The sequence below is a fragment of the Salinimonas chungwhensis DSM 16280 genome (assembly GCF_000378185.1).
Taxonomy (GTDB): Bacteria; Pseudomonadota; Gammaproteobacteria; order Enterobacterales; family Alteromonadaceae; genus Alteromonas; species Alteromonas chungwhensis.
In genome coordinates this window covers 58,749-72,144 of the sequence record NZ_KB899383.1, presented here as the reverse complement: position 1 = coordinate 72,144, position 13,396 = coordinate 58,749, and the positions used below count along the sequence as shown (strand labels likewise).

Sequence of the window (13,396 nt, the reverse complement as noted above, 5' to 3'; positions counted from 1 at the left end):
AACGAACTTGAACCAAAAGCCGATAGACCGTTTACTGGTAATAAGCAAATACATAAACACCGGAGAGAACGATGGAAGGTCAACCAATTAAATGTAACGCAGCAGTGGCCTGGGAGGCCGGCAAGCCGCTTTCTATAGAAGAAATAGAAGTTGCGCCGCCAAAAGCGGGTGAGGTAAGAATTAAAGTATTGGCAAGTGGTGTTTGTCACACCGATGCTTTCACGCTTTCCGGTGATGATCCTGAAGGTACGTTTCCCTCAATTTTGGGTCATGAAGGCGGCGGCGTTGTAGAGTCTGTAGGAGAAGGGGTTACGTCAGTCAAACCGGGCGACCATGTTATTCCCCTGTATACCCCTGAATGTGGCGAATGTAAGTTCTGTAAGTCGGGCAAGACCAACTTATGCGGCAAGATTCGTGACACACAGGGCAAGGGCCTGATGCCCGACGGCACCACGCGTTTTTCTAAAGATGGCGAGACGATTTACCATTTTATGGGCACATCGACGTTTTCTGAGTATACCGTGCTGCCGGAAATTTCGCTGGCCAAAGTAAACAAAGAAGCTCCCCTTGATGAGGTTTGTTTGCTGGGCTGTGGCGTGACCACCGGTATAGGTGCAGTTCTTAATACTGCCAAAGTAGAAGAGGGCGCGACCATTGCCATTTTCGGTCTAGGCGGAATCGGCTTGTCTGCAATTATTGGCGCTACGATGGCTAAGGCCGGCAGAATTCTTGCCATCGACATCAACGAAGATAAATTTGAACTGGCTAAACAGCTTGGTGCCACTGACGTCATTAATCCTAAAGATTACGACAAACCTATTCAGGAAGTCATTGTGGAGATGACCGACGGCGGTGTCGACTACTCTTTTGAATGTATTGGTAATGTTGATGTGATGCGCTCGGCGCTGGAATGTTGCCACAAAGGGTGGGGTGAATCTGTCGTTATCGGTGTGGCCGGTGCCGGCAAAGAAATCTCAACCCGTCCGTTTCAACTAGTTACCGGTCGAGTATGGCGCGGCTCTGCGTTTGGTGGCGTAAAAGGACGCTCTGAACTACCTGGAATGGTGGAGCAATATTTGAATGGCGAAATTCCGTTAAAAACCTTTATTACCCATACCAAACAGCTTAAAGATATCAATGAAGCATTTGACCTAATGCACGAGGGAAAAAGCATCCGCACAGTAGTGTATTTTGATGAAGTGGAGGCCAGTTAATGGAGCTGATTTCTGAAAACAGGGCTTTTGGCGGGCATCACCGCCGTTACAAACATGCCTCGGATTCAACAAACTGCGAAATGACGTTTGCTGTTTTTCTGCCGCCATTTGCCTCTCAGGAGAATCCTGTTCCGGTGCTTTACTGGTTATCGGGCCTGACCTGTACAGATGAAAATTTCATGCAGAAAGCTGGCGCCATGAGACTTGCCTCAGAATTAGGCATGGCGATAGTCGCCCCTGATACCAGCCCTCGCGGTGACGATGTGCCTGATGATGAAGATGGCGCTTACGATATGGGGCTTGGCGCAGGATTTTACGTCAATGCCACGCAGTCACCGTGGAAAGATCATTATCAGATGTATGATTATGTAACCAAAGAGTTGCCGACGTTGGTGGAATCTGAATTCCCGGTGACCGGCGAGCGGGCTGTCAGCGGTCACTCCATGGGTGGTCATGGTGCATTGGTGGTCGGTTTGAATGAACCTGAGCGCTACGTTTCAGTGTCGGCTTTCAGTCCAGTGGCTAACCCCATGAATTGCCCATGGGGTGAAAAAGCATTTAGTGCGTATCTGGGCGAGGATAAGGCCAACTGGCAACAATATGATGCTGCCTACTTACTTGCGCAAAAGCAGCATTATATTCCTTTGTTAGTGGAACAGGGGCGCGGCGATCAGTTTTTGACCGAGCAGCTTAAACCAGAGGCGTTGGTGAACGCTGCCCAACAGTCTGACACGCAACTTACGCTCAATATGCATGAAGGCTATGATCACAGCTACTTTTTCATCGCCTCGTTCATTGAAGAGCACTTACAATTTCACGCCAGTCACCTTGGGCTTATCTGACTAAAAAAGGGGCTGATATCAGCCCCTTTTTATTTGCGCGTTTTGACTCTCACTTTCTCGTTGCTTCATACTTCTTTTTCAACCTTGCGGCTAAGAGCTATCCAGGCTGCGCGTTGCTTATGAATCGCACGACTTACCGGGCTGGCTACGTTAACAAAGTGAAATGTCTTCATTTTCGCCAGTCGAGCCAGTGAATAATTCTGAGGTAACCCGGCTGCACTAAGAAATCGCTGCTTCATAGCCTCTTGTTGAGGGTCTGCTTCACTAAATCCGCTGTCCATCAATAATGAATATGCTTTTAATGCTAATGTCTGGTTGGCCCGACGCAACTTAGACACAGCCGCAATGTTAACCAGCACTAAACACACCGCGGCAAACACATTGGGTAGGGTGGCCACGGCGCTGACTGTGGGAAAGGCACTAAGACGCTGAGCATATATATCGTCGAAGTTTTGGTAGGTTGTCACGCCCAGCGCTGCGATGAGAACAAAAGTCATAATAATTACCGCAACGACCAGCCTGATGCCATTTTCCCGTTGCTTAATTGCGTTTTCAAATTCTGTCATAATCATGCTGTTTTACTGAAACACGAGTATGCTATCGCTGATTCACTATTAGATTCAACGGATATCGGGGAGTCGTCACACTCCTGCGATGGCTGGCCCCTGAGCCGCAGGCTAAAATAATTAAAAATACAACCCTACGAATGCACCGCGGTTGCGTTTGGCAACAGCCTGCATAAACGCCGCAAACTGCTGGGCATTGCCGTTACGGGGGCGATTAAATCCGATGCCATGTATCCGAACCTTCGGCTTGCCATCGGTACCGGTGTTTTTGCCGGTAATTTGGCCGACAATGGTGTCCAGGTTAGCGGGGCGGTAATCGTCGCCAAAAACATATAAGCTGACCTTTCCCTGTGTATTGCTGTAGAGATCAAGCGCCTCATTGATCCCTAATTCAGGCGCGCTGGCACCACCACGAAACCCGGCCAGCCGGGTTACTGCTTTATCACGCATTGACTGACTGTCGCTGAGCCACTGCCCACGCTGTGATTGATACATGTGCGTACCATCAGCTGCCATAATCTGAAACCCCTTCATTTGCGGGTGAGACTGAATGATATCCTTAACCACCTGCATCACTTTTCGCCAGCTACTGCCTGACGACATAGAGCCGGAATTATCAATGACAAACACCACGTAATCGGCATCGGTTGGTATACCGCCTACATCGTCGTCAGGCGTATCTGTAGTGTCAGGCACATTCAGCCGGGCATTTTCCTGACGAACTTGTTCTCGCAGAGACTGGGCCTTATCCTGTAACTGAACCAGGGTCTGCTGAGCGCGCGGGATGGAGGTCTCTAAGTTTTTTTGTTGTTGCGTGACAGATGCTGATTGTGCTTTTGCTGCCTGTAATTGTTTTTGTTTGTCTGATAAGGCGCCCTGCAGATTGTCAACTGACTGACGGGCAGCCAATACATTTTCAATCAGCACGGATAAATCTGCAGCGCCTTTTTCAGTTTCCTGCTCACCATTTTTGGCTAACAAAACCAGCATCACGACCGCGCCGAATGCGCAGGAAATGATATCCAGAAAAGAAAGATTGAACACTTCTATAGGTGGACGTTTGAGGCGACGCATCAGGGCCACTCCGGAGCCGGGGATAAAAAGGTGCCACCGTTACTATTGGTCCAGCTCCAGTACAGAGCAGGCGCGAAGGGATCACCTTCTATAGGCAGCAAAATAACATTCACACTGACGCCTCGTGGGCCTCGCTTAACTGTTTCCAGAAATAATAACTGACGGCATTCCGAGGATATGGATTTTTTACTGCTGATAAAATTTCGACACTTGAGCGGTAATCCTTTGCCAAGAGTAGGAAGACCATCAGTAATCAGATAAAGATCCGTCAGATCAGGGTTTGCTGTCATTATAGCCGAGAGCCCTTCCTGAAGGTTTGTTCCTCCTTCCGGGACAATCCCACCCAAATCTTTAGCAATAGCCTTCAAAGACCCGCTTGCACCAGCACTGTTGACCGGCCGCATCCCTAATACACGGGCTTGCTCAGAAAAAGCGACCACCGAGACTTTCGAGGTTTGTGGAAGTCTGGCCAGCAGCCAGTTAGCCACACGTCGGGTGCGTCGCCATTTGGCTGCGGCGATTTTCTGATTGTCCGGTAGAGCAAGTTTGCCCAGCACATCCACTAAATTGTCGCCCATCATAGACGCGCTTTTATCGATCAATATACCGATGTGCTTTCCTTCTACCCGCATGCCCGTGATGTAGTTTTGTTCACCGGTGCCGCTTAATGCAATGTTGGCATCAGGAGTAGGCACACTGGCTACTGCCGCCAGTTGATTTTCCAGATCGGCAACCACCGCAAGCTGATCAGAGATAGCCTGCAAAAGTTGCTCTTGTTGTTGGGTTGTTTCATCCTGGTTTTCTTCTGATTCCTGCTGTTTGCCAGCTTCCATAGCAATTTTTTGATTAATTTCATCGATAGACTGTTGCAACTGTTGAGCCGCGTTTTCAGCCGCGGCCAATTCTTGTTCCAGCTTTTGTTGTTCAGGTGCAGGCGTTTGTGTAAACGCCTGAAAATCCACCAGGATGAAAATCAGGATAACGGCACCCAAGCCACAGGCCATAACATCCAGAAAGGACATGTTAAAGCCATCTTCGGTGCGACGTTTAAGCTTCATGGGGCTGACTTAGTTATGCAAGTGAGACAACAAATGTCTTTCACACGACTCTTGCGTCCGCAGCACCATGGCATCCTGGCGTGCATTGAGCAAGTGCATGAAAAACATAAGAATTAAAGAGATAAATAAGGCTACCAGGGTAGAGTTGAAAGCCACACCCAATGAGGCCGTCATACCTGAGATATCACCGGCAAGCGCAGCATCTGCCTGCGCTAAAGCCTGACCGATACCCCGAACGGTACCAACAAAGCCAATAGAGGGAATGGCCCAGATGATATAACGAATCATATTGTTGCCACTTTCCAGCTGCGCGGCCAGGCTATCCACCGACGACTCAATCGCATCCGCGGCGTGCTGAACATTCTGAGTATTGCGAAAGCGACGGATGCAGTTTATCCACGTTGCCATGGCGGGATTTTCACTGTAGGACGAAGCATTGAGCTCGCGCAACGCTTCGTCCACATCCAGCGGTTGTGACTTATCATGATCCTTTAGAAAATCGCGGGTATACAAGGGCTCTTCGTCAACCAGCCGCCACAGCTTGAAGACCATCAGAAAAATACAGAAGAACAATAAAGATATACAAATTTGCTGCTCAAGATCTTTAAGAATAATCCATATGGAACTGAGTGAAGAGGTACCCTGACTCGCCAGAATATTGTCTGCGGCTGGTCTCACCACGCCAGCGTAAAAAAGATGAACCAGGGTGAAGCTCGCTACCAGAACAATTATGCTGGGAAGCAGGCCGGGGTTCATTGATGCATTGGTATTTTTAATCATAGTGGCTGCCGTTATGTGCAATCAAATATTGATAGGAAAATCTTGCGGCGCATCAAGCGACACAAAATACGCAGCTGCTGAGCCGGTCAGCACAAGCAGCAAGGCGGCGAGAATTATTTTCTTTTTCATCAGCTATGTCCTTAGTTCTGGTATCGCGCGATGCGAAAGCCGATATCATCCTGAGGCTCGGATTCGCCAGTTCTAATGCTTGCGCGCAGTCGTTTCAGACGTCCGGTTTTAAAAGATGCACCTTTTACCACGTGGGATGAGGTGGGGGTACTGCCGCGATAGTCGGGTGATATCGAATCACTTTCAGGAGGCAGCACGGTATAAAAATCGTGAACCCATTCTCTGACATTGCCATCTAAATCAAAAAAACCACCACGTTCGGCTTTAAAGCTACCCACGGGTGCTTTACCGGTGAATCCGTCTTTGTAATCTTTTAATATGAAGGTTTGCTTGCCCTTGAGAGATTCATCGGCAAAATTTCCTTGTTTATCGCGTAGCCTGTCCTGGCTGCCCCACACGTACTTCGTTGCCGCTGCCCGCCGGTTTTGTTTCGCGGCGAACTCCCACTCCGCTTCAGTCGGCAGCCGGTAGCCGTTTGACGCGGGATCAATACCGCGTAACCGACCATTCTCAATAATATAAAATGAAGGTAATCCTTCCTGCTCGCTCAACCAGTTAGTGAACCTGGCAGCGTCCAGCCAGCTGACCCCGGTTACGGGTTTTTCAGAGCCGCCATTCTGGCCACTAAAACGAGCAAATTGCGCTTCTGTAATCTCATGTCGGGATAACCAGAATGGCCGGGTGAATTGCACCGTATACTGATGCTCATTGCGCTGGCGGCCAACTTCATTCGGCGCTGAGCCTACCTGGACTGTATCCGGGTTAAGCATTAAAAGTGAGATGCCTATGGTTTCGGCAAATAAAGGCCGGCCTTCTTTGCGTCTGGCAGCAAATTCGGTAAGCAATTTTGCATTTACTGAGGTCAGCCGGTCGACAGTTGGCGTGACCTTCTGGCTTATCGTTCGGTAGCCGGCCTTTTTCACCTCAATGGTATGAGCTAGCGTCTGTAGGTCTGTTGTCAGCGGCGTTTCACCGGCTTTTTGGCCGTCGATGTATACTTCAGCCGGTAGATTTGCCCTGATATTTACCTTGCCGGTTTGGGGCGCCAAATCAAACATCAGCGTGGCTGATTTACCCGGTGCCACAGTTATAGTTTTACGCTGAGTCTGGTACCCCGGGGCACTGAAACTAATGACGTGCTCAGTATTAGCGTCAATGCTCATGGTGGTGCCACTGACAGTTTTACTATTGACTGTCAATAACCCCTGGGCGGGTTGAGTCTGTATGTTTAGTGTCGCCTGAACCGGTATAAGCTGGTAATCGCGCCTGGCGACAGGCTGATTAGCGGTAAGACTAATGCTGTCGTTGACAGGCTCATAACTTTCTAACTGGATCTTCACATCATGCGAACCGCCTGCGTACGCCAGATTAATCGGCGTTTTACCCACAGACTTCCCATTTACCAGCACGTCTGCACCATTGGGCGCAGAGCGCAGGTCCAGGGTTCCACTGATGGGCGTAAGCGTGATAATTTTTTCTATTTTCTGAGCAATCTCAGTTTCCAAACGTAATCTTGCTGTCTCGTATGACGGATGCCTTGCGGTAACCGAGTGCGTACCCGGTGGCAGAGAAATTTCGATAGACTCAGCCGTAGCATAGGGGGTGTCATTAACCAGCCACTCAATCTGCTCTTCATTTTCAGAGGTACTCAGTCTCACGGTTGCTGGCTTAGGCGTGAGTCCAACAGCAATAGTCGATGGCGCATCGCTATTAATTATAACTGACTCAGATTGATATTTAGGCGCGCCGACGGTGATTTTGACCGGCAGGCTTAACACATAAAGCTTGTTATCAATAAAAAAGCCAGTGCCGTTGTCGACCTGATAGTGGGCACTTTTGCCAGCCTGCTCAGGAGTCACTGCGACGGTAAAGCCTTCAATCAAAAAAAGCCAGACGAGATAGCTACTTAACGCAATAATCAGCAATACGGCACTGGATAGCACAACAACGCGATTTTTGCTGCGGTCAGATTCTATGGATGCATCGATGCGACTCACCGCTTGTATTCCTTGTGTTGATTATTCATGTCTGTGTTACACCTTTTGGTCGCATACCAGTCGAACTGAAACGGGCAACGCATTTTGACTCACGGTTATCGATACAATTTTCGACCGATAGCCTTCGCGACTCGCCTCAAACCGGTAATTCCCGGGCTTTAGCGAAATGGTTTTTTCATCCACTTTACCGACGACCCCCACACCGAGTACTTTTATCAGTGTTTTGCCATCAGAATAAACAGTCACTGGTAAGGGAGAGCTGTAGTCCGCCAGCGCATGTTGTAACTGACTTATGGTGGCCTGCAATGTTGCACTTAGCGGCGCGAGTGCTTTGGTGCTCTCTATCGCCAGGCGGGCATTATCATGAATGCGGCTATCAGATAGCCTTTCAGGGCGCTTGAGGTAATCATTAAGCGTTGTTTCAGCGGCAATTAATTTTGCCGCATTTTTGGCTGCCAGCTGCAGTACCTGACTGGCCGGGTAAGTGTTCAGGCCTTTATCGGCCAACATCTTAACAGTGCGCCATTCATCGGCCTGGGCAAACACTTTTACCTGTGCCTCGAGGCCTGCCTGCCCCTGGGCCTGTTGTTCTTGCTCAATACGTGTTTGCAGGGTAAGGATTTCAGGGCTTTGTGGTTTAAGGGCTGAGGCTTGTTTCAGTAATTGTCTGGCCGCATCATATTGTTTTGCCTCTACTGCGCTGAGAGCCTGGCTGATGGTTTTGCTAAAATCCGCACTGGCGATGGCTTGCTCAATAGCGACCAGTTGTTTTTGCGCTGTCTCCTGTTCAGGATCCAGCGTCACTAACCGCGACAGTGCCTGGTACTGTTTCTGCAAATTGTTTTCTGTTTTACCGATACGTGCTGTTTCGTACAGAGCCTGTACCTGCGCAAAAACATCGATACGCTTTTTCAGCGCCAGCGCCTTATCAAAATTAGGTTTTACCTGCAAAGAAGCCGCTATGGCTGCCCGCGCTGGGTGGATTTCCCCTTTATTGAAGGCAAGTTCAGCACGCTCATAGGCTGCCTGGTAGGCGTTTTTAAATGCTGTTTCGTAGGCTGTCAGGTTTTCACTGAGTGAATCAACCTCAGATCGTGCATTTTGAAATTTGCCCTGACCGTATAGAGAATAGGCAGTTTCCAGGCTCTCATCTAATGCTTTCACCGTTGCAGGCTGCCAGTCCCGCTGATGAGGCTGCATGGCGGATAACTGTTGTTTAACCGCGGTTAAATCCTGTTGTAATACGCTTCTGGCTTGTTCACTCATCCTTTTAGCAGATTCAGCCGTTTGACCGTTAGAGGCTGGCAGGGCGGAAGTGGTTTGGGATGTTCCGCTTAGCAGCAAGGGTGTTATCCAATACAGAAGAAGCGCAGTTACTACCGCTAACACCAATCCCACGCTGACTTTTATCAGCGTGGATTTGTGCGTTTTTTTGTCCTGATCAATTTCCTTGTCGATACTGCTCACAAGAAAGTCCTTACTGTTGCTTTACAACTGCTGATCAGGCGTGGACTCGACCTGATAAATTTCGTACAGGCGCTGCCGAAGTTGTGTATGTTGCTCTGACGCGGTGCCAGTAAGTTCTATATTCTGGTCATTGAACTCAACCACCTGAGGGGTAATTTTTATATCCAGATTTTCGCCTTTTTCTTCCAGAATGTCCCTTACCGCGTGCAGTTCTTTATTGGTTTTTACGGCCTCTGCCAACGAGACCGCCGCTGCAACCCCTGCAACCGCTGCTCCTACCTGACCAACCGTCGAGCCGGAATTTTTCCCCAACAGCACAGAAGCGACTAAACCAATGCCTGCCAGCGCCTGAGCCTGGGTACGTTTTTCTTTCTTACGCCGAATGTCTGCTGCGATAGGCAGCGTTTCTTTCTGGTAGGTGCGATAAACATCCTGTGTTTCGGCATAAAACGTCTCGTAGCTGTCCTGCAGCGAATCGACAAACTGATTGTCTTTTGCCTGTATGCGCTGAACGCGTTGATACATAGGGTCTTGCTGGGAGGGTGCGCCCGTTAGCTCAAAGTGGGGCTGAGAAGATCCCCAGCTTTTTTCTTTTTCCAGGAACGGTGCAAAAGCTTCAGGTGAATACATAGCGGCATACCGTAAATCAGCAATTTGCTCGATCTGCCGTTTTTCTCGTTCAGATTTTTCCATTAAGACATCGTATACATGGGCAGCGATCTGATCGAATACCGGCGCATAAGGATTACCATCTTTGCGAAATGCATCACGGTAGAAACCTTCACTAACGCGATATTCAAATTCCTCTTCGCTCCAGACCTTGTTTGATGCATCCATGATGCGCACACCGATTTCTACAGTCTCAGTGTCCGAATAATTGATTTTACCGAGTATATAAACGTCAGCACTGGCATTAGCATCAGGCGTCACATTTACCGACCCAAATGCCTTAGTCTCCTGCAAGGCTCTTTTGGTATTAATGGCAAATCGATTCGCTTCCAAACGACGTACCTGGGGCCAGATATCCTGTTCAACCACTTCTTCATCATCAATATTGCCATATTCATCCATTGGCAGACCTGGATCAAATACCGGTACCGCCACATCTAAATAAATATTAGAGGTGTAGTTGTAACTCTTCTTGGCATTGCCAAGCTCACTGCCAGTTTGCGGACCGCCCAACGTTGGTCCCACACTGGTAACATTGGTCTGGGTACTCTGGCAGCCGGCCAGGGCGATAGCCGCGGTTATGATTGCAACGCCTGCTTTGCGTGTCAGTCCCTTGATAGTTTCATTGCGTTTCACGTATTTGTCTCCCATAACGAGTTAACGACATCCATATTCAGTCATAAGTTCCTGAAAATGCTTTTTCTCATTTTCCGTGGTGGCTGATTCATAGCCCTGTTTTACCGCATCACAAACTGCTGAACTACCCTGTTGACCTCCACCTGTCACGTGCTCACGCGAGGGTGGTGTCGTGGACTGGTCTTGCGCCGATTGAGTGGTTTGTGAAGCTGTGGCTGTCTGCGTTGCCTGGCCAGCACCGGTATTGCTACCTTGCCCGTTACTACCACTATTTCCACCAGCGTTAGCCAGCTTTTCGGCGTTGCTGGAAACGGCGTCGGTCATACAGGTTTCGCTGGCGTTCAGGCTATCTTCAAAGTCTGCATCCAGCGCAGCCAATTGTTCTTCGCGGGTCATGGTCGAACTGTCGATATCTTCAAACTCGATATATGCGCAGTCGCTGTAATAAATGGGCTCCGCTTCTGTGGAAAAGGCAGGCAAACCCGCCACAGCAGTACTTAATGAAAGAATGAGGATTATTGAATGTTTGATAAACCTTTGCATCATTCGATTCCTGTTTCCGTCCTGACGACATATCTCGACAGTATAAACGCATAATTACAACACCGAGACTTTCCTGGTATTGTCACCGGATAATAGCGTGCCGTCTTACAGCTTAACCTGACCTGAACAAATGCGGGCAAAAAGCTTCTTCCATAAAGCGAGAATAAAAAGGGCGTATTGTTAATGTTATCTGGATTTGTGAAACCCTGATACAGTGCGTTTTTATACACGAGCTTAAGATAAAATTAAAGTTATAAATCAGTATGTTTAGGTCTGGAGTTACCGACGTGGCTGGCTTTGCTTTCTGCAATATTCACATAAATATTACAAATTCCGATCTTAAAGCTTGAATAAGCGGCCAAATTCTGGCCCAATTAATTATAATACAATACTACGTATAAGGTTCTTCATGAAATATACAGGTACTAAAGCAGCGGCCGCCATTCGCGTATTGGCTGCTGACGCGGTAGAGAAAGCAAAGTCCGGGCATCCAGGGGCCCCGATGGGCATGGCTGACATTGCGGCTGTATTATGGCAGCAATATTTGAATCATAATCCGGCCAATCCTGAATGGCCAAACCGAGACCGTTTCGTACTTTCCAACGGCCATGGCTCAATGCTCCAGTATGCGCTGTTGCACTTATCTGGTTACGACTTACCCATTGAAGAGTTGAGTAATTTTCGTCAACTGCACTCAAAAACACCTGGCCATCCAGAGTATGGCTACACACCGGGGGTAGAGACTACGACCGGGCCGTTAGGTGCAGGTGTGGCCAACGCAGTAGGCATGGCCATTGCTGAGAAAACACTGGCGGCGCAGTTCAATAAACCGGACTTTTCGCTAGTCGATCATTACACCTACTGCTTCCTTGGAGATGGGTGTCTGATGGAAGGTATTTCCCATGAATGTTGCTCACTGGCAGGCACACTGGGGCTGGGTAAGCTTATCGCGTTTTATGACGATAACGGCATCTCTATAGATGGTGAGGTGGAAGGCTGGTTTACCGACGATACCGCTAAACGATTTGAATCTTACGGATGGCACGTCATTCACAATGTGGATGGCCATGACAGCCAGGCAATTGCCACGGCAATTGAACAAGCAAAATCTCAGTCTGACAAACCGACACTGATCAGCTGTAAAACTGTCATTGGTTTTGGTTCTCCTACTAAATCGGGGAGTCACTCCTGTCACGGTGCACCGTTAGGTGCTGATGAAATCAGACAGATGCGTGAATTTCTGAACTGGAAAGACGAAGCATTTGCGATCCCCGATGATGTCTATGAGCAGTGGGATGCCAAAGCCGCGGGTAAAGAGAAAGAAGAAAGTTGGAACAGCTTATTTTCACGCTATCAGGATGCTTACCCGGAACAAGCTAAAGAATTTCAGCGTCGCGTAATCGACCGCAAGCTACCTGACGACTTTGAGCAAAAATCTGATGCCTTTGTACAGTCTTGTCAAAATGACATGGCAGATATTGCCACGCGTAAAGCCTCCCAAAATACCATTGAGTTTTTTGCCGGCGAGCTACCCGAGCTATTAGGCGGTTCAGCCGACCTGGCCGGGTCGAACCTGACATTGTGGCCGGATGCGAAAGGGTTACAGGACGATCCTGCCGGTAATTATATCTACTACGGAGTACGTGAGTTTGGGATGAGTGCCATCATGAATGGTATTGCGCTGCATGGTGGGTTTGTTCCCTACGGTGCCACGTTCCTGATGTTCATGGAATATGCCCGGAACGCTGTGCGCATGGCATCACTGATGAATGCAAAAGATATCTTTGTGTACACCCACGATTCAATCGGGCAGGGTGAGGATGGACCCACACATCAGCCTGTCGAGCAATTGGCTAATCTGCGCATGACGCCCAATTTATCCACCTGGCGCCCTTGTGATGCGACGGAAACAGCCCAGGCATGGCGTCAGGCTCTGAGCAAAAGTGGCCCGAGCGCACTGGTGTTTACCCGCCAGGGAACGAAAGCAATTTCACGCAACGAAACCCAGGTTCGTGACATTGCCAAAGGTGGATACATACTAAAAGACAGCGATAACCCGCAGGTCATACTAATCGCCACCGGTTCGGAAGTTAACCTGATAGTTGATGCCGCTGATGCACTGGAAAAAGAGGGTATAGCAGTACGTGTTGTATCAATGCCTTCTACTTCTTACTTCGATCAGCAGGACGAGGCGTATAAAAAATCTGTACTTCCAGCGGGTGTACCTAAGCTAGCCGTTGAAGCTGCGCACACTGATTTTTGGTACAAATATGTGGGTAGTGAAGGCGATATCCTGGGGATGACTACATTTGGCGAGTCAGCACCCGGTGCCGTCTTAATGGAGCACTTCGGCTTTACCACAGACAATGTGGTCAAAAAAGCAAAAGCTCTGTTAAAGTAATAAAATGACATTCCGCCAGA

General features: G+C 48.8%; 11 protein-coding genes. 3 read left to right on the top strand and 8 right to left on the bottom strand.

What is annotated here, in order from left to right; genetic code table 11:
* Positions 1-71 precede the first annotated feature (71 nt).
* Together F458_RS0112420 and fghA are read left to right on the top strand one after the other, a co-directional pair.
* On the top strand, positions 72-1,214 hold the full coding sequence (locus tag F458_RS0112420) for an S-(hydroxymethyl)glutathione dehydrogenase/class III alcohol dehydrogenase (RefSeq protein ID WP_018983755.1): 1,143 nt from the start codon (positions 72-74) through the stop codon (positions 1,212-1,214).
* Complete coding sequence (gene fghA, locus F458_RS0112415) at positions 1,214-2,056, top strand: S-formylglutathione hydrolase (RefSeq protein WP_018983754.1); 843 nt, start codon at positions 1,214-1,216, stop codon at positions 2,054-2,056. The genes F458_RS0112420 and fghA overlap by 1 nt, the downstream gene beginning before the upstream one ends.
* Positions 2,057-2,121: 65 nt before the next feature.
* On the opposite strand, the gene F458_RS0112410 is transcribed toward fghA, so the two are convergent.
* The 8 genes from F458_RS0112410 to F458_RS0112370 form a co-directional block, all read right to left on the bottom strand.
* Positions 2,122-2,628 (bottom strand): hypothetical protein, encoded by a 507-nt coding sequence (locus F458_RS0112410; RefSeq protein ID WP_018983753.1) that lies wholly within the window; start codon positions 2,626-2,628, stop codon positions 2,122-2,124.
* Between the two features lie 114 nt (positions 2,629-2,742).
* Complete coding sequence (locus F458_RS0112405; protein WP_018983752.1) at positions 2,743-3,696, bottom strand: hypothetical protein; 954 nt, start codon at positions 3,694-3,696, stop codon at positions 2,743-2,745.
* Positions 3,696-4,754 carry a vWA domain-containing protein gene (locus F458_RS0112400; RefSeq protein ID WP_018983751.1) on the bottom strand — a complete coding sequence of 353 codons (1,059 nt, stop codon included), beginning with the start codon at positions 4,752-4,754 and terminating at the stop codon, positions 3,696-3,698. Before F458_RS0112400 ends, F458_RS0112405 begins: the two co-directional genes overlap by 1 nt.
* Before the next feature lie 9 nt (positions 4,755-4,763).
* Positions 4,764-5,534 carry a MotA/TolQ/ExbB proton channel family protein gene (locus tag F458_RS0112395; RefSeq protein WP_018983750.1) on the bottom strand — a complete coding sequence of 257 codons (771 nt, stop codon included), beginning with the start codon at positions 5,532-5,534 and terminating at the stop codon, positions 4,764-4,766.
* Between the two features lie 140 nt (positions 5,535-5,674).
* Complete coding sequence (locus tag F458_RS0112385) at positions 5,675-7,660, bottom strand: SUMF1/EgtB/PvdO family nonheme iron enzyme (protein ID WP_018983748.1); 1,986 nt, start codon at positions 7,658-7,660, stop codon at positions 5,675-5,677.
* Positions 7,661-7,696: 36 nt separating this feature from the next.
* Complete coding sequence (locus tag F458_RS0112380; RefSeq protein WP_018983747.1) at positions 7,697-9,127, bottom strand: hypothetical protein; 1,431 nt, start codon at positions 9,125-9,127, stop codon at positions 7,697-7,699.
* A gap of 21 nt (positions 9,128-9,148) precedes the next feature.
* A complete protein-coding gene (locus F458_RS0112375; RefSeq protein WP_232362662.1) occupies positions 9,149-10,432 on the bottom strand; it encodes a hypothetical protein in 1,284 nt (427 codons plus the stop codon).
* A gap of 21 nt (positions 10,433-10,453) precedes the next feature.
* Positions 10,454-10,978 carry a hypothetical protein gene (locus tag F458_RS0112370; RefSeq protein ID WP_156824241.1) on the bottom strand — a complete coding sequence of 175 codons (525 nt, stop codon included), beginning with the start codon at positions 10,976-10,978 and terminating at the stop codon, positions 10,454-10,456.
* A 406-nt stretch (positions 10,979-11,384) separates the two neighbouring features.
* Between F458_RS0112370 and tkt the strand changes: the two genes are divergently transcribed.
* Positions 11,385-13,376: a transketolase gene (tkt, locus tag F458_RS0112365; protein WP_018983744.1), complete on the top strand. Its 1,992-nt coding sequence runs from the start codon at positions 11,385-11,387 to the stop codon at positions 13,374-13,376.
* Positions 13,377-13,396 lie beyond the last annotated feature (20 nt).